Below are 17,655 nucleotides of genomic sequence, written 5' to 3'. Positions count from 1 at the left end.
AAAATGATTATAATCAGAGGTAAAAAATGCACATTTTATTGTTGACAATTTTACTCGGATTTGATACTATAATATTAATTACAGTATTAAGTCACATTGATTTAAGGAAGTGATGAATTGAAGCTATCCACAAAAGGAAGATATGGGGTAAAAGCTATGGTAGATTTAGCTATTCACTATAGTGATGAGCCGTCATCTATAAAAAGTATATCGGAAAGACAAAATATATCAGAATACTATTTAGAACAGCTATTTTCGAACCTTAGAAAATCTAATTTAGTAAAAAGTATTAGGGGAGCACAAGGTGGGTATATTTTAAACAGAGAACCCAAAGATATAACTGTAGCTGATATAATGAAAGTTTTAGAAGGACCTATAGAAATCTCAGATTGTGTAGATGAAAATAATGAAAATTCCTGCAGTAATATGGATTGCTGTGCTACCAGGCTTTTATGGAGTAGAATTAAAGAAAGTATAGAACAGGTTATGAAGTCTACAACTTTACAAGACATGGTAGATGATTATATTCAAATGAAACAAGAAAAAACGAAAGGGGATATATAAATGAATAAGAAGGTTTACATGGACTATTCAGCTACTACTTATACAAAACCCGAGGTATTACAAGAGATGATTCCTTATTTTACTGAGAATTTTGGAAACCCATCTTCACTGTATTCAATGTCAGATGTTCCAAGAGAGGCAATTAATACAGCTAGGCAAAGAGTGGCTAAGGCAATAAATGCAGATAAAAATGAAATATTTTTTACAGCAGGTGGCTCAGAAAGTGATAACTGGATATTAAAAGGAATAGCTTTTGCAAATAAAAATAAAGGAAATCATATAATAACTACTAAGATAGAACATCATGCTATTTTACATGCATGTAAGTTTCTTGAAAAGAATGGATTTGAAGTTACTTATTTACCTGTAGATGAGTATGGATTTATAAATTTAGAAGATTTAAAAAAAGCAATTAAGGATACTACAATACTTGTATCTGTAATGTTTGCAAATAATGAAGTGGGAACCATTCAACCTATAAAGGAAATAGGTGAAATATGTAGAGAAAAGAAGATATATTTTCACACAGATGCAGTTCAAGCTATAGGACACGTTAACATAGATGTAAAGGATATGAATATAGATGCTCTTTCTATGGCAGGACATAAGTTTTATGGACCTAAGGGAATAGGAGCAATGTATTTGAAAAAGGGAGTAAAAATTGAAAGCCTGATACATGGTGGTGCACAGGAAAGAGGAAAGAGAGCTTCCACTGAAAATGTCCCAGGAATAGTTGGAATAGGAAAAGCAATAGAATTAGCAACTTCTGAAATGAAGACAGAAAGTAAAAGACTTAGTAAATTAAGGGATAAACTTACAAAAGGATTAGTTGAAGAAATACCTTATGCTAAAGTAAATGGACCTAGTGGAGATAAGAGACTTCCTGGAAATGTTAATTTGAGTTTTATAGGAATAGAAGGAGAAACTTTGCTTCTAGATTTAAATGATGCAGGTATATTTGTTTCTACAGGAAGTGCTTGTGCATCGGCTTCATTGGATCCGTCACATGTACTTTTAGCTTTAGGGTTACCTCACGAAGTGGCACATGGTTCCCTTAGATTAACTTTAGGTGCTGGTACTACTGAAGAGGATGTAGATTATGCACTGCAGGTAATTCCGAAGGTAGTAGCTAGAAGAAGGGCAATGTCACCGCTTTGGGAAGACTTTCTTAAAACACAAAATAAAGGAGAGAAGGTAGAACAATTATGATGTACAGCGAAAAGGTTATGGATCACTTTAGACACCCTAGAAATGTAGGTGAAATTCCGGATGCAAATGGTGTTGGAGAAGTTGGAAATCCACAATGTGGAGATATAATGAAGATATATATAAAAGTTGAAGATGATGTGATAAAAGATATAAAATTTAAGACTTTTGGATGCGGATCTGCTATAGCATCTTCCAGTATGGCAACTGAACTTATAAAAGGAAAAACAGTAGAAGATGCATGGGAGCTTACTAACAAGGCAGTTGCAGAGGCACTGGATGGACTTCCACCAGTAAAGATGCATTGTTCTGTTTTAGCAGAAGAAGCTATTCATAAGGCAATAAACGATTATAGAGAGTCACAGGGACTTGAACCATGGGCAACTAAAAATCATTCTGAAACTATTCACGAACATGTTCATGGAAATTAATAATAATTTAGATAATATATTAAGTAGGTTTTCTGTAATATATAGAATTTTAACTTTGTTTACTAAATAAAAATATAACCTCTTTATGGGGTTATATTTTTATTTTTTGGATAAACTACAGGTATATATTTTTAAATTAAGGTGATATCTTTGTATAGAATAAGAGATTTTATATTTATGGATGCGGTAAATCTTTCGGGAAATCTACTGGGGTTTATAAGTGATATATTTTTGGATTTTAACAAAAAACAAGTAAATGGATTTGTTATAACTCCTAACAATATATTTAAAAAAAGTTTAAACGTATTTATAAAGGATGTAGTGAGTTTAACATCTGTAATAGTTGTTACTAATGTAAATAAGGATAAGTATTTTCAATTTAATGATGTAAAGAGAATGAATGTAGTGGATGAAAAAGGATGTTTAATAGGAATGGTGGAAGATATACTATTTGATGAAGGAAGCTTTTGTATAAAGGCAGTTATACTCTCCACTGGATTTATAAATAATTTTATAAAAGGAAAAAAAATATTGCTTATAGATGATTTGACTTTAGGAGAAGAGAACTTATTTTACAGAGGAAAAAAAGAGAATTTAAAATTTTTCAATTCTCCCCATGCACTATTTAACTCAGATAAGGCATCTGAAAGAAAATAGGTTAGTATATATACCGACTGGTTATTTCTTTGAAAATGCCTAAGAAAGGAAAATACTCAGATATAATTAAAATTGTGGAAGATGATGTGATGAATATTAGTAAAAATTCTGCCGCCAAATATGTACTTATAATAGCTATATTTACAGCTGTTGCTTTGCTTGTTGCTAAAAGTTCTGTATTAAGGGAAATGTTATATTTGATTTTTATATCTTTTTTAATAGCCTATACTCTAAAACCTATAGAAATAAAAATGGTTAATGCTGGAGTAAATAAAAAAGTTAGTGCTATTATTATAATAGGTATACTGATTTTACTAGTTGTTTCTACATTTGCCCTTCTTATACCATCTTTATTTAAGGAAAGCTTAAAGTTAAATGCCACTGCCGCCAGTATTCAGACATTAATAGACAAGTTTTATGCAAAACTAAAGTTAATCCAGGGCAATAGGACAATGCACTTATTAGTAAATAATTTAAATAGAAGGATTGACGGTGAAATTGCTTCTGTATTTGTTAAAATATTTGATTTCTTAATGAATATGGGAGAAAATATATTGTATTTAGTAGTTATACCAATAATAACTTATTATTTTTTAGCTGATGATAAATGTATAAATGAAAGTTTGCTTTCGGCATTCCCTGTAAATAGTAGAAAACCTATTAGAAAAATATGTTGCCATGCAGATAAGATATTAGGACGATATATAGCAAGTCAGCTCATATTGAGCGCCCTTGTGGGAATAGCTACTTTTTTTATACTTATATTTTTAAAGGTGGAATTTCCTATAATATTATCTATATTAAATGCGTTCTTTAACATAATACCTTATTTTGGACCTATATTTGGAGCTCTCCCGGCTATAGTTATAGCCCTTATAAAATCTCCACAAACGGCTTTATGGACAGCGGTATGGCTTTATCTTCTGCAGCAGATAGAAGGAAACATACTATCGCCTAAGGTCACGGGAGATAGCATAGATATGCATCCTCTTATAGTCATTCTCCTATTAATAGTTGGAGGAAAGGTATCAGGATTTATTGGAATGGTATTAGCAGTACCTTTTGGAGTTGTAGTTAAAGTTATATATGAGGATCTGAATTACTATATGTTTTAAGGACCATTTTTAATTTTTGATTAGTATAAGGTACTATAAAAGGCTACAATATTGACATAAAAGTGTATTTAAATTATAATTTGTATCATAATGGAATATAGGCAATGAATAGAAAAAGTAAATATTTTATTATATAAAGAGAGGGAGTGGATGGTGTAAACTTCTTATAATATATATTGAAGCTATCTATGAGTCATAACATATAATTTAAGAGATACAGGTTTTTTGTTTTATATATCTGTTTAATTAGGGTGGTACCGCGGATTCAGCTTTCGTCCCTTTTCAGGGATGGAAGCTTTTTAATTAAAATTATTTTTTACATAATAAGATGATAAAATTTGATTACATATGAGTGAAGAGGAGAGATACATATGGAAAAGTTAGGATTAAATCAAATTAGAGAGATGTATTTAAGTTTTTTTGAAAAGAAGGGGCATTTGAGAATGCCAAGTTTTTCTTTAGTGCCCAATAATGATAAGAGCTTACTTCTTATAAATGCAGGAATGGCACCTCTTAAACCCTATTTTACAGGATTGAAGGTTCCACCTAGAAAAAGGGTGACTACCTGTCAGAAATGTATAAGAACAGGGGATATTGAAAATGTTGGGAAAACATCCAGACATGGTACCTTTTTTGAGATGCTTGGAAATTTTTCATTTGGAGATTATTTCAAAGAAGAAGTAATTCCTTGGGCTTGGGAATTTACTACTGATGTTTTAAAGATTCCTAAAGATAAATTATATGTCACTATATATTTAGATGACGATGAAGCTTATGATATATGGGTGAAAAAGACGGACATAGATCCATCTAGAATATTCAGACTAGGAAAAGAAGATAATTTTTGGGAACATGGAGCAGGACCCTGTGGACCTTGTTCGGAGATTCACTATGATAGAGGCGAAGGAAAGATAACTACAGTAGATGAATTTGTAAAAGCAGGTGATAGTGACAGGGTAGTTGAATTTTGGAATTTGGTATTTACACAATTTGATAAAGATGAAGAGGGAAACTACAATAAGCTTTCTCATCCAAATATAGATACGGGTATGGGTCTTGAAAGAATGGCAACTATAATGCAGGGTAAAAACAGTATATTTGAAGTGGATACTATAAATTCTATATTAAAAGAAGTTAGCAATATGGCTGGTATAGAATATAGTAAAAATGAAAAAAGCGATATGTCCATGAGAATAATAACAGATCATGTGAGAAGCGTTACATTTATGATAAGTGATGGAATACTTCCATCTAATGAAGGCCGCGGGTATGTGCTTAGAAGACTTTTAAGAAGGGCTGCAAAGCATGGAAAGTCCCTTGGTATTAAGGAAGGATTTTTGTATAAACTTACAGAAGTTGTCATAAACAATTCTTGCGGAAATTATCCTGAATTGAAGGAAAAAGAAGAGTATATAAAAAAGATTATAAAGCTAGAAGAGGAAAGATTTGATGAAACTATAGATAGTGGAATGCAAATTTTAAATGACTTTATATCTGATTTAAAGTCAAATAAAAATACTGTACTTGAGGGTGAAAAGGCATTTAAATTGTATGACACTTATGGTTTTCCTATAGAACTTACCCAAGAAATATTAGAAGAAAAAGGAATGACTGTGGATTTAGATGAATTCAATCAGAATATGAAAGATCAGAGGGAAAGAGCAAGATCTGCTAGAGCAGAGACCAATTATATGGGAGCAGAAAATACTGTATTAAATAAAATTCCTTTTGAAATAAATACGGTATTTGAAGGGTATGATAGATTAAAATCCAGTTCCAAAGTTAAATTAATTGTAAAAGATGAAGAATTTGTATCTGTTTTAAACGAAGGAGAAGAAGGAGTTATTATAACTGCTAATACGCCTTTTTATGCTGAAATGGGAGGCCAGGTAGGAGACAAGGGAACTGTATTTAGTGAAAATTTCAAAGGAGAAGTTTTAGATTGTAAGAAAAACCTAGCAGGAAAGGTACTACATTTTGTTAAGGTTATTTCAGGAAGTATAAATTTGGAGGATACAATTGAACTGAGTGTAGACGAGGATAGAAGAAGTAATATAAGAAAAAATCATACTGCAACTCATCTATTAGATTCTGCTTTAAAACAAGTTTTAGGAGAACAGGTACATCAGTCTGGTTCTTATGTAGATGAAGCTAGACTAAGGTTTGATTTTAATCATTTTGAAGCTGTAAGCTATGAAAAATTAAGGAATATTGAAAATTTGGTAAATGAAAGTATAATGAAAGTTTATCCTGTAAAAACAACTATAATGTCCTTAGAGGAAGCCAAAGAAAGTGGTGCAATAGCACTTTTCGACAACAAATATAAGGATGAAGTAAGGGTAGTTTCCGTAGGAAATTTCAGCAAGGAACTTTGTGGAGGTACTCATGTAAGTAATTCTGGAGAGATAGGCTTGTTTAAAATAACTTCTGAAACTGGAATAGCAGCTGGTATAAGAAGAATAGAAGCAGTTACAGGTAAGATGGCTGCTGAATATGTTAATTCAAAAAGTGATATACTAAGAGAAATATCAAGCAAACTGAAATGTTCTGAAAAAGAAATTGTTCATAAATTGGATTTGCAATCTAGTGAACTGAAAGAATTGGAAAAAGAAATTGAAGAATTAAAATTGAAAGTTGCAGGAAGTGCAGAAGACGATATTTTAAAGTCAGTAGAGAAAATAGGAGGAATAGATCTATTTACAGGTATATTGAAAGATGTAGATGGAAATTCTCTTAGGGAATTGGCTGATAAAATCAGGAGTAAATCTGAAAATTGTGTAGTTTTGCTTGGAAGCAGCATAGGAGGAAAAGTGCAGCTTGTAGCTATGGCAACTAAAGAAGCAGTAAAAAGTGGAATACATTGTGGAAAAATCATAAAGGAAGTTGCAGCCATTACAGGTGGCGGCGGTGGAGGAAGACCTGATATGGCTCAAGCAGGAGGAAGACTTCCAGATAAGTTACAAGAAGCTATAGGAAAAAGTAATACAATTATTACAAAATTAGTTAAGTAGTATACATTTTATGAAATATGTTTTATAATATATTTATTAGAATGTTAGCGGGGTGATATATATGAGCAACGATAATACTATTCAGTTTGACATTTCTGAAAGTAAAAAAGCATTGACAAAAGAAATATTAACTGAGGTTTATGATTCGCTAATTAAAAAAGGCTATAATCCAGTAAATCAATTAGTGGGATACTTGATTTCTGGTGATCCAACGTATATAACAAATTATAATGGAGCAAGGTCATTGGTTAGGAAGCTTGAGAGAGATGAAATACTTGAAGAAGTCTTAAAAGCATACTTAGACATAAAATAAAAATGTCCTTATGGACATTTTTATTTTAAATATGAGAATAATATAAAGTAGGAGAGTGAAGATTTGAGAATACTCGGATTGGATATAGGTGACAGAACTATAGGAGTGGCACTAAGTGACCCACTTGGGATAACGGCACAGGGAATCACTACTGTGAGAAGAAAGAATCAGGAAAAGGATATTGAGGAATTAAAGTCTATATGTGAAAAATACGGTGTAGAATGTATTGTTTCTGGGCTTCCTAAAAATATGAATGGTACGTTAGGTCTTCAGAGTGAAAAAGTGTTGAGTTTTTGCAAGGTTATAGAGCAAAGTATAAAAGTACCCATAAAGATGTGGGATGAAAGATTAACTACTGTAGCAGCTCATAGGGCTATGATAGAGGGAGATTTATCTAGGGCAAAGAGAAAAAAAATAGTAGATAAGATGGCAGCTATTTATATACTTCAAGGATATTTGGATAGTATTTCAAAATAGTATCAAGTGAAAATTGTTTGAACTTATTTAGGGATATAGTATCTCTTTATCATAGACTTGAAAAAATCAGAAAACTAAAATCTATAATTTTTGTGAAGGGTTTTTGCAAAGTATCGTTAAGTGTTAAAGAGAGTAGTTATTGAATAAATCTGGATTTAAAAGAAAGGAAAACTCAATATGGATAATAACGCAGCAGATTTAATATTAGAAGATGAAAATGGAAAAAAGGTTAAGTTTCAGGTGGTTACTAAATTTGATATAAAAGAAGAAGAATATATAATTGCGGTACCTGAAGAATGTGTTGATGAAGATACAGCTATAGCACTTAAAATAGTAAAAGATGATAATGGAGAAGAAGTTCTTGTAACAGTAGAAGATGAGGATGAATTTGATAAGGTTTTAGAAGTTTATGAAAGTTTATTTGGAAATGAAGCTTAGTTAATATAAAAGCTAGAGGCTAAAAGCTGTGGCTTAGGTAGCTTTTAGCCTTTAGCTTTTATATTAATTGATTTTCAATTGACAATAACTTTATACTATATTAAACTTATAGTATTGTAATTTTTAAACAATGTTTTTATCCGATGGCTGCTATCTATAACACTACCGTTACACACAGTGAAGCAGTAGAGAAGGTTGTCATGGGACAAATTTAGGTTGAAATGGGGTATAGTAATGCCAAAACTTTCCTCTTCAGAAATAGAGAGATTAAAAAATAGCTTAAAAGAAAAAGGATATAAACTTACGCCGCAGAGGCGTGCTGTAGTTGATATTATAATAAGAAATGAAGGAAAACACCTTACTACAGAAGAAATATATGATCAGGTTAAGAGTGAATGCCCTGAAATTGGTTTGGCTACAGTTTACAGGACAGTACAGCTTTTAGAGGATATAGGCGTTATATGTAAATTGGATTTGGAGGATGGATGCAATAGATACGAAATAGTGCATGAAGAAGAAAACCATCAGCATCATCATTTAATATGTACTAAATGTTCTAAGATAATTGAAGTAACGGATGATTTATTGGAACCTTTAGAAAAAAAGATAGAAGAAAAGTATGATTTTAAAATTTTAAACCATAGTTTAAAATTTTATGGCATATGTAATAAATGTACAAAAAAATCAAAATAAGTATAAAAAACTAAAATATAAAAAGGAGGGAAGATTTTTTTGCGTAAAGAAAAAGATAAAGTAAAAGTCATTCCATTAGGTGGTCTAGGTGAAATAGGAAAGAATCTTACAGTAATAGAGTATAAAAATGACATAATAGTAATTGATTGTGGCATGAGTTTCCCGGATGCAGATATGCTGGGCATAGATATAGTTATACCCGATATTACTTATTTAAAAAAGAATATTGACAGGGTGAGAGGAATATTTTTAACTCATGGACATGAAGACCATATAGGAGCGTTACCTTATGTGCTAAAAGAAATCAATGTTCCTGTGTACGGTACGAAGTTAACCCTGGGTATTGTTGAGAGTAAGTTAAGGGAACATAACTTAAATGATGTAGTAAAATTAAAGTGTGTAAAGGCAAAGGACGTAATTAAATTGGATAGTATGTCTGTGGAATTTATAAGAACTAGCCACAGTATAGCTGATTCAACTGCCCTTGCAATACATACACCAATAGGTATTATATTTCATACTGGCGATTTTAAGGTAGATTATACACCCATTGATGGAAGTGTAATTGATTTTGCTAGGCTTGCAGAACTAGGTAAAAAAGGTGTAATCCTTATGTTAGCAGATAGTACTAATGTAGAAAGACCGGGGTACACTATGTCTGAAAGAACTGTAGGAACAACTTTTCAAAAGTTTTTCTCACTTGCAAAAAGTAGAATAATAGTGGCTACATTTGCCTCTAATATTCATAGAATACAGCAGGTAATTACTGCTGCTGAAAAATATGACAGGAAAGTTGCAATTTCCGGGAGAAGTATGGAAAATATAATGGAAGTAGCTATGAACTTGGGATATATAGACATTAAAAAAAATACTCTTATTAATATAGATAATATAAATAGATATCCTGGTAATAGAATAGTTATAATAACTACTGGAAGTCAAGGCGAACCTATGTCAGCTCTTTCCAGGATGGCAGCTTCCGAACATAAGAAAGTAAATATTATTCCAGGAGATACAATAATAATTTCAGCAAATCCTATACCTGGAAATGAAAAATTAGTTTCTGGAGTTATAAATCAACTGTTTAAAAAGGGAGCAGAAGTAATATATGAAGCACTGGCAGATGTGCACGTTTCAGGTCATGCCTGTCAGGAAGAATTAAAATTAATTCATACTCTTGTAAAACCTAAATTTTTTATGCCAGTGCATGGAGAATACAGGCATTTGAAGCAGCATAAAGACCTTGCCGTAAGCTTAGGAATGCCTTCAAACAATATAATTATAGCAGATAATGGAGATGTAATAGAAGTTTCCAGAGACTCTATAAAGAAAACGGGTACAGTAGTATCTGGACAGATATTTGTAGATGGACTTGGAGTGGGGGATGTTGGAAATATAGTTTTGAGAGATAGAAGACATCTTTCACAAGACGGTATACTTACAGTAGTAATTACCATTGAAAAACAAACTGGCACCGTTATTGCTGGTCCTGATATAATATCCAGGGGATTTGTATATGTAAGAGAATCAGAAGATTTAATGGAAGAAGCAAAGGAACTTGTACGAGGTGCATTAAATGAATGTGAGGAGAAACACATTACTGAATGGGCAAGTATAAAATCAAATGTAAAAGAAGTCCTCAGATCATTCTTATACGAAAAGACAAAGAGAAAACCAATGATATTACCTATAATTATGGAAATATAATGTTTTGAAATATTGTCTAAGGAGGATGGTTGAAATGAGTATATGCGATAAAGCAAGTGAGCTTGCAGCAGAGCTTAAAAACTGTGAAGAAGTGACTGCATTAAGAGAGGCAAGTAAGGAAATAGAAAAAAGTGAAGCAAATATAAAAATGTTAGATGACTTTAGGAAAATACAAATGGAGGCTTATTCAGAGCAAATGCAAAATGGAGAGGTCTCTGAGAAAACTAAACAAAAATTTAAAGATATAGGTTCTGTAGTATCTATGAATCCATCTGTAAATAAGTATATACAGACAGAACAGAGATTCAGTATTATGTGGCAGAATATATTAAAGGTGCTAAATGATGCCATAGGAATAGACTTTTCTTTTGGAACAGGTAAAAATAAAAAATAGTTTTTACGTGAAAACCATTAGAATGATGTTTAGAAAGTTGACTTTTTAACACTATGATATTAAAATAAATATGTTACTTTAAATTGGATACAGGGAAGTATCCAATTTTTTTGAGTATTTATTCAGAATTTTAATATGTTTAGTCAGTTTAAGTGTAAAATTGGAGGAGTAATAATGAATTTGTTTACAAGAAATGATATAAGAAATGTGGCAATAATAGCCCATGTCGATCATGGTAAGACCACATTGGTAGATGCATTATTAAGACAAAGCAATATATTTAGATCAAATGAAAAAGTTGAAGAGAGAGTCATGGACTCAAATGATCTTGAAAAGGAAAGAGGTATTACTATACTATCAAAGAATACTTCTGTAATGCATAAAGGAATTAAAATAAATATAGTAGACACACCGGGCCATGCAGATTTTGGAGGAGAAGTAGAACGTGTACTTGAAATGGTAGATAGTGTTTTATTATTAGTAGATGCTTATGAGGGACCTATGCCTCAGACAAAATTTGTTTTGAAAAAGGCGTTGGAATTAAAATTAAAGCCAATAGTTGTTATAAATAAAATAGATAAGTCTGATGCAAGACCTTCTGAAGTACTGGATGAAATTTTTGATTTATTTATAGAGTTAGGTGCTAATGATGAACAGCTTGACTTCCCTGTAGTTTATTGTTCTTCAAAAGCAGGGTTTGCTAAAAAAGAGATGGAAGATGAATCAGATAATATGGAACCTTTATTTGATGCAATAATAGAAAATGTTGCTCCACCTCAGGGATATTTAGATATGCCACTTCAAATGCTAATTACAACTATAGATCATAATGAATATGTAGGTAGAATAGGTGTAGGAAAAATAACAAGAGGAAGTATAAAGAAAAATGAGCAGGTTGCACTTATAAGAAAAGGAAATAAAATAGAGAATGTAAAAGTGTCTAATCTTTATGTTTATGATGGACTCAAAAAGAAAGAGGTAGATGAGGCAAAACTTGGTGATATAGTTGCTGTATCAGGTATTCCTGATATAAATATAGGTGAAACTATAGCAGATGCTTCAGAACCAGAAGCACTTCCTTTTGTAGAGATAGACGAACCTACATTGAATATGAACTTTATGGTAAATGATTCACCTTTTGCTGGAAGAGAAGGAGATTATGTAACTTCAAGACATTTGAGAGATAGACTCATGAAGGAGCTTGAAACAAATGTTGCCCTTAAAGTAGAAGAAACTGACTCAGCAGATTGCTTTAAAGTAAGCGGCAGAGGAGAACTACATCTTTCAGTTTTAATAGAAACTATGAGAAGAGAAGGCTATGAATTTCAAGTTTCAAAACCAACAGTTATATATAAAGAAGAGAATGGAAAAAAATTAGAACCTATTGAATATTTGACTATAGATGTACCTGAAGAATTTATGGGAATTGTTATGGAAAAGCTTGGACCTAGAAAAGCTGAAATGGTAAATATGACTTCTGCAGTTAATGGGTATACAAGACTGGAATTTAAAATACCAGCAAGGGGACTTATTGGATTCAGAAATGAATTTATGACAGATACCAAGGGAAATGGAATAATGAACCATGTATTAGATAGTTATGAAGAATACAAAGGAGACATACCAGAAAGAACAAGAGGATCACTCGTAGTATTCGAACCAGGTACTGCTATAACTTATGGACTTTTTAATGCTCAGGAAAGAGGAACTCTTTTTATAGAGCCAGGAACAGAAGTATACGAAGGAATGATAGCTGGTGAATGTTCAAGAGCTGAGGATATAGAGGTAAATGTATGTAAAAAGAAGCATTTGACAAATACAAGAACTTCAAGTGCGGATGATGCATTAAAGTTAGTTCCTGTAAACAAAATGAGTCTTGAAAAATCACTAGAGTTTATAGCATCGGATGAATTAGTGGAGATTACTCCTAAGAGTATAAGAATGAGAAAGAGAATATTAAATACAGATCTTAGAAAAAAGGCTGCAAGGAGAAAATAGTAAAAGCTTTTACACATAAGAATAACTATTTAATTTGAAGTTATTTTGGAGGAAAAAATGAGCGGTGTTGCATATGAATACATGGAAAATTATATAAGATCATTGATAGGAGAACATGATGGAATATTAAAGGAGATGGAAGAGTATGCTAGATTAAATTCTGTTCCAATAGTTCATAAAGAAGTGGCAAGATTTTTAGAACTTATGATAACTATGAAAAAGCCCTTAAAAATTTTGGAGCTTGGAACAGCAATTGGTTACTCTGCTATTCTCATGAGCTTAAGTTCCCATAAAAAAAGTCATATAACAACAGTTGAAAGAGATAAGCACATGATAGAAATCGCCAGGGAAAATGTGAAAAAATATAAATTTGAGCAGCACATTGACATTATAGAAGGAGACTGCCTGGAAGTACTTAAAACTATGCAGGAACAATATGATTTTATATTTATGGATGCAGGCAAAGCACACTATAATCATTTTTTACCTTATTGTTTAAAACTTTTAAATGAAGAAGGCATGATAGTAGCAGATAATGCATTATTTAGAGGAATGATTGCTTCAGATGAATTGGTGAAAAGAAGAAAGATAACTATAGTAAAAAGAATGAGAGAGTACTTAAATACAATATCTGATCATGATAAATTTATAACATCAATTATACCTATGGGAGATGGTATAGCTGTTACAGTGAGGAGGAATTAAGATGAAAAAACCAGAACTTCTAGCACCAGCTGGTAATCTTGAAAAGCTGAAGACAGCTATAAACTTTGGTGCTGATGCAGTTTATCTTGGAGGCAGCAAGCTGAATTTAAGAGCTTTTGCGGATAATTTTGAAGATAATGAATTAGAAGAGGGAATAGAGTATGCTCATAAAAGGGGTAAAAAGGTATTTGTAACTGTAAATGTGTTCCCTCATAATGAAGATTTAGTGGGAATGGAAGATTACTTAAAAAAATTATACGAATTAGGATCAGATGCAATACTTGTATCTGATCCAGGAATAATAATGACTGCAAAAGAAGTCGTTCCTAACTTAGAACTTCATTTAAGTACTCAAGCCAATAATGTGAATTGGAAATCAGCTATGTTTTGGCACAACCAAGGAGTAAAGAGAATAGTACTTGCAAGAGAGTTATCGCTTAAAGAAATAAATGAGATACGATGCCATTTACCGGAGAGTTGCGAAATAGAGGCTTTTGTTCATGGTGCAATGTGTATGTCCTATTCTGGTAGATGTGTACTTTCAAATTATATGACAGGAAGAGATGCCAATAGAGGTCAATGTGCCCAGCCATGCAGATATAAATATTATTTGATGGAAGAAAAAAGGCAAGGGGAATACTTCCCGGTATTTGAAGATGATAGAGGAGCTTATATATTAAATTCTAAAGATTTATGTATGATAGATCATATTCCTGAACTAGTTAAGAGTGGCATAAATTCATTAAAAATAGAAGGAAGAATGAAGAGTTCATATTATGTGGCTACTGTAGTAAAAGCCTATCGAAGAGCGATAGATGCTTATTTTGAAAATCCAGATTCATATAAATTTAAAAAAGTATGGTTGGATGATTTAATGAAAGCAAGCCATAGAGTATATTATACTGGATTTTATTTTGGAGATCCGGGCAAACAGGTATATGAGACCTCTTCATATATAAGAAATTATGATATAGTAGGAATAGTGAAAGATTATGATAGCCTTGAAGAAAGAGCTGTTATAGAACAGAGGAATAAGGTTCTTAATGAAGATGAAGTAGAAGTGCTTAGACCTAAAGGTGATGGCTTTTGCATACGCCTTTATGACATGAGAAATGAAAAGGGAGAAAAAATAGAATCGGCACCTGTAGCCCAAATGATATTTACAGCTAAAGTAAGTAACAAGATGGAAAAGGGAGATATGCTTTTAAAAGCAAAAAGTGATAAATAAAAAATAAGTATGGTAAAAATGATAAAATTATGAATAAAACACCTTATTTTGGACAAAATTTTAGTCTAGATGAGGTGTTTTTTTATGTTTGAGATTAATAGAAATGTAATTAGAAAAAGACAGTGTTTTTTATTTATAGTAATTATTTTAATATTTTCAGTACTATATTTTAAAATAATAAAGGTTCAATATTTTGGGTGGAACAAATTAAGTGTAATGGCGGATGCTCAGTATTCCTATAAAGAAGATCTTACAGATGCCAATTACAAATTATTTGATTCTTATGGAAGACAGCTTATGAGTTACAATAAGAAATATTATGTTGTAATACTGCCAGAAGTGTTTTTAAAAGATAATCAAAATGCAGATTCAGAGAAAGTTTTGACACTTGTATACACTCTTAGAAATTATAATAGTAGCTATGATTTATCTAAGATAGCTGTGCTAAATAGCAGTCAAAAAGTATATTATGAAATTGACGAGAGTACATATAATAAACTAAAAGATATAAAAGGTGTAAATGGATTTTATACCTATATATACTCCCCATTAAATAGGAGTGGAGTGTGGAGCATAGAAAATTTACTTGAAAACCCTAGAAGAACTAAGGATAATAAGATGAAATCTGGGAGTTCTTTGGAAATGCAGATATATAATAAAACTAAGAATAACGAAAAACCTCAGGTAGTATTTGAGAGGGATGTAAATGGAAATATAATAGGGAAAAAGACCAATTTACCTAAAAATAATGTAAATGTTAGGTTGACTGTAGATAAAGATATAGAAGATAAAATAAAAGAAGTGTTAAATAGCAGCGAAAATAAAAACTATGGGCAGATTGGGGTAGTTTTAATGGAGGCAAGTACGGGAAAAATAAAAGCTCTGGTGCAGAAAGATGATAATAAGCCAAATGTAAATTTAGGGGTTTCTACTAATCATGGATTTTTCCCTGGATCTATATTCAAAGTTTTAGTGGAGGAAGCAGGACTCGATAAGAATATGATAAGTGTAAATGATAAGTTTACATGTAGAGGACTTTATGAAGAAAAAGATGAGTCCCATCACGGAACTTTGACTCCAGAGGGAGCACTTACACTGTCATGTAATGATGTATTTTCTCAAATAGGAAATAAGGTTGGATTTAACAATTTTTATGACAATGCAAAATCTCAAGGATTGTTTCAAAAAGTGTTAAATTTGGATAGTGAAAAAGAGGGCCGATTTGAGGTGAAAAATCCAAGTTATAGTGATGGAAGCCTGGGACTTGCAGCTATAGGTCAAAATGTAAGAATAACTCCACTGGAAGCTATAAGCATACCTAATACAGTTATAAATGATGGAGTATATGTTAAACCGTATATAGTAGATAGTTACGTAGATGATAAAAATAATGTTACAGAACAAGTTAATACTACAAGTTATTCTGTAATTGAGAAATCTACAGCAGAGGAAATGAAGAAGCAGATGATAAATGTAGTTGATATGGGTACAGCAAAATCAGCGTATATGAACAATCAGGAAGTAGGAGGAAAGACTGGAAGCACACAGAGAGTGGAACTCACTGACAGCAGCAAAACTGCACAGGAACATTCAGATGGATGGTTTTCCGGTTTCTTTAAAGCAAATGGAAGATATTATTCGATGGTAGTTTTTGTTGAAGATATAAATAAAGACAGCGAAAGCGGAGGAAATACTGCAGCTCCTATTTTTAAAAATATAATTTTGAAAGTACAGCAATATTTAAAGTGAAATTAAATAAATTTATTTATGTGTGCACTTTTTTAAAATATATTCATAGTATATTAATAAGCACTGTTAGGAGGAGCAACAAGTGTTTTTAACAAATTGCTTATTAGATATCCTGGGAAATGTAGTATTTATGACGGCTTACGTTACAAATAGTAGTTCATTTCCACAACCCTTAAGTGATGAAGAAGAAGAATATTATCTCAAAAAATTAGAGCAGGGAGATTTGCTTGCTAAAAGTATTTTAGTGGAGAGAAATTTAAGACTAGTAGCACATATTGTAAAAAAGTATTCATATCCTAGTAAAGAAGTAGATGAATTAATTTCAATTGGAACTGTTGGGCTTATTAAAGCAATAGATTCTTTTGATATGTCTAAGGGAACTAGACTAGCAACATATGCAGCAAAGTGTATAGAAAATGAGATATTGATGCTTATAAGAAATAATAAAAAAATTAGAAATGAAGTATACTTAGAAGATCCTATTGGTGTTGATAAAGAAGGAAATGAAATATCTCTTATGGATGTTCTCAGTAGTGATGAAGGTTCTATAATTGAGATTGTAGAACAAAAATTACAGGTAAAAAAATTATATTCTAAAATAAACACTTGTTTATCTGAAAGGGAAAAAAGCGTTGTGGAAATGCGATATGGCCTCTTGGAAGGAAAACCAAGGACCCAAAGAGAGATAGCTAAGCTATTAGGAATATCAAGATCTTATGTATCAAGAATTGAAAAAAAAGCTTTAAAAAAGTTATACAAAGAATTAAATTATGGGACAGGATAATTTTGGATGAAACTTATAGAGTAAAGGTTTTAATAAATTCCATTATGTATTTTTATACAATTTTATGTAAATACAAATGGAATTTATTTCATTTTTTGACAATCGTAAATAACTTTGGTCAAAAGTAAAATTGTTTATAAAAAAGTAGACATAAATGACGAATATAATAAGGTATAATATAATTT

Annotated in this window: 17 protein-coding genes and 1 other annotated feature; all 17 genes read left to right on the top strand. The window is 31.5% G+C overall.

Going from position 1 to position 17,655, the window contains the following annotated elements; translation table 11 throughout:
• Positions 1–117: 117 nt before the first annotated feature.
• Positions 118–564 (top strand): RrF2 family transcriptional regulator, encoded by a 447-nt coding sequence (locus CLCOS_RS16645; RefSeq protein WP_013237875.1) that lies wholly within the window; start codon positions 118–120, stop codon positions 562–564.
• The gene (gene nifS / locus CLCOS_RS16640; RefSeq protein ID WP_013237876.1) at positions 565–1,773 is read left to right on the top strand and encodes a cysteine desulfurase NifS; all 1,209 of its coding nucleotides are present in this window, start codon (positions 565–567) and stop codon (positions 1,771–1,773) included.
• Complete coding sequence (nifU, locus tag CLCOS_RS16635; RefSeq protein WP_153042952.1) at positions 1,773–2,201, top strand: Fe-S cluster assembly scaffold protein NifU; 429 nt, start codon at positions 1,773–1,775, stop codon at positions 2,199–2,201. Before nifS ends, nifU begins: the two co-directional genes overlap by 1 nt.
• Before the next feature lie 150 nt (positions 2,202–2,351).
• Entirely contained in the window at positions 2,352–2,858 is a 507-nt protein-coding gene (locus tag CLCOS_RS16630) for a PRC-barrel domain-containing protein (protein WP_063602478.1), read from the top strand.
• A gap of 35 nt (positions 2,859–2,893) precedes the next feature.
• Positions 2,894–3,973 carry an AI-2E family transporter gene (locus CLCOS_RS16625; RefSeq protein ID WP_242867038.1) on the top strand — a complete coding sequence of 360 codons (1,080 nt, stop codon included), beginning with the start codon at positions 2,894–2,896 and terminating at the stop codon, positions 3,971–3,973.
• Positions 3,974–4,068: 95 nt separating this feature from the next.
• Positions 4,069–4,256 (top strand) — a binding site (T-box leader).
• 88 nt (positions 4,257–4,344) lie between these two features.
• Positions 4,345–6,984 (top strand): alanine--tRNA ligase, encoded by a 2,640-nt coding sequence (gene alaS / locus CLCOS_RS16620; RefSeq protein ID WP_063602476.1) that lies wholly within the window; start codon positions 4,345–4,347, stop codon positions 6,982–6,984.
• Between the two features lie 61 nt (positions 6,985–7,045).
• Complete coding sequence (locus CLCOS_RS16615; RefSeq protein WP_013237881.1) at positions 7,046–7,297, top strand: IreB family regulatory phosphoprotein; 252 nt, start codon at positions 7,046–7,048, stop codon at positions 7,295–7,297.
• Positions 7,298–7,360: 63 nt separating this feature from the next.
• Positions 7,361–7,774, top strand: a complete 414-nt coding sequence (gene ruvX, locus CLCOS_RS16610) for a Holliday junction resolvase RuvX (RefSeq protein WP_013237882.1) — start codon at positions 7,361–7,363, stop codon at positions 7,772–7,774.
• Between the two features lie 177 nt (positions 7,775–7,951).
• Positions 7,952–8,212, top strand: coding sequence for a DUF1292 domain-containing protein (locus CLCOS_RS16605; RefSeq protein WP_063602475.1), 261 nt, complete (start codon positions 7,952–7,954; stop codon positions 8,210–8,212).
• 234 nt (positions 8,213–8,446) lie between these two features.
• Positions 8,447–8,905: a Fur family transcriptional regulator gene (locus CLCOS_RS16600; RefSeq protein ID WP_013237884.1), complete on the top strand. Its 459-nt coding sequence runs from the start codon at positions 8,447–8,449 to the stop codon at positions 8,903–8,905.
• 39 nt (positions 8,906–8,944) lie between these two features.
• A complete protein-coding gene (locus tag CLCOS_RS16595; protein ID WP_063602474.1) occupies positions 8,945–10,612 on the top strand; it encodes a ribonuclease J in 1,668 nt (555 codons plus the stop codon).
• Positions 10,613–10,646: 34 nt separating this feature from the next.
• Positions 10,647–11,006 carry a YlbF family regulator gene (locus CLCOS_RS16590; protein WP_013237886.1) on the top strand — a complete coding sequence of 120 codons (360 nt, stop codon included), beginning with the start codon at positions 10,647–10,649 and terminating at the stop codon, positions 11,004–11,006.
• 174 nt (positions 11,007–11,180) lie between these two features.
• Positions 11,181–13,004, top strand: coding sequence for a translational GTPase TypA (gene typA / locus CLCOS_RS16585; RefSeq protein WP_013237887.1), 1,824 nt, complete (start codon positions 11,181–11,183; stop codon positions 13,002–13,004).
• A gap of 57 nt (positions 13,005–13,061) precedes the next feature.
• Positions 13,062–13,709 carry an O-methyltransferase gene (locus CLCOS_RS16580; protein ID WP_013237888.1) on the top strand — a complete coding sequence of 216 codons (648 nt, stop codon included), beginning with the start codon at positions 13,062–13,064 and terminating at the stop codon, positions 13,707–13,709.
• Between the two features lies 1 nt (position 13,710).
• A complete protein-coding gene (locus CLCOS_RS16575; RefSeq protein WP_063602473.1) occupies positions 13,711–14,937 on the top strand; it encodes a peptidase U32 family protein in 1,227 nt (408 codons plus the stop codon).
• 84 nt (positions 14,938–15,021) lie between these two features.
• Positions 15,022–16,686, top strand: coding sequence for a penicillin-binding transpeptidase domain-containing protein (locus tag CLCOS_RS16570; RefSeq protein ID WP_063602472.1), 1,665 nt, complete (start codon positions 15,022–15,024; stop codon positions 16,684–16,686).
• 82 nt (positions 16,687–16,768) lie between these two features.
• Positions 16,769–17,470, top strand: coding sequence for an RNA polymerase sporulation sigma factor SigK (sigK, locus tag CLCOS_RS16565; protein WP_013237891.1), 702 nt, complete (start codon positions 16,769–16,771; stop codon positions 17,468–17,470).
• Positions 17,471–17,655 lie beyond the last annotated feature (185 nt).

The organism is Clostridium coskatii (assembly GCF_001675205.1).
Classification (GTDB): Bacteria; Bacillota; Clostridia; order Clostridiales; family Clostridiaceae; genus Clostridium_B; species Clostridium_B ljungdahlii.
Note: the sequence above shows the minus strand (reverse complement) of the source record. Positions and strands in the feature narration are given on the sequence as shown.

Excerpts from the sequence above, each read along its gene's own strand:
- nifS (WP_013237876.1), top strand. The coding sequence starts at position 565 with ATGAATAAGAAGGTTTACATGGACTATTCAGCTACTACTTATACAAAA.
- typA (WP_013237887.1), top strand. The coding sequence starts at position 11,181 with ATGAATTTGTTTACAAGAAATGATATAAGAAATGTGGCAATAATAGCC.
- CLCOS_RS16580 (WP_013237888.1), top strand. The coding sequence starts at position 13,062 with ATGAGCGGTGTTGCATATGAATACATGGAAAATTATATAAGATCATTG.
- CLCOS_RS16575 (WP_063602473.1), top strand. The coding sequence starts at position 13,711 with ATGAAAAAACCAGAACTTCTAGCACCAGCTGGTAATCTTGAAAAGCTG.
- alaS (WP_063602476.1), top strand. The coding sequence starts at position 4,345 with ATGGAAAAGTTAGGATTAAATCAAATTAGAGAGATGTATTTAAGTTTT.
- CLCOS_RS16590 (WP_013237886.1), top strand. The coding sequence starts at position 10,647 with ATGAGTATATGCGATAAAGCAAGTGAGCTTGCAGCAGAGCTTAAAAAC.
- CLCOS_RS16600 (WP_013237884.1), top strand. The coding sequence starts at position 8,447 with ATGCCAAAACTTTCCTCTTCAGAAATAGAGAGATTAAAAAATAGCTTA.
- CLCOS_RS16570 (WP_063602472.1), top strand. The coding sequence starts at position 15,022 with ATGTTTGAGATTAATAGAAATGTAATTAGAAAAAGACAGTGTTTTTTA.
- CLCOS_RS16615 (WP_013237881.1), top strand. The coding sequence starts at position 7,046 with ATGAGCAACGATAATACTATTCAGTTTGACATTTCTGAAAGTAAAAAA.
- nifU (WP_153042952.1), top strand. The coding sequence starts at position 1,773 with ATGTACAGCGAAAAGGTTATGGATCACTTTAGACACCCTAGAAATGTA.
- CLCOS_RS16605 (WP_063602475.1), top strand. The coding sequence starts at position 7,952 with ATGGATAATAACGCAGCAGATTTAATATTAGAAGATGAAAATGGAAAA.
- CLCOS_RS16625 (WP_242867038.1), top strand. The coding sequence starts at position 2,894 with ATGCCTAAGAAAGGAAAATACTCAGATATAATTAAAATTGTGGAAGAT.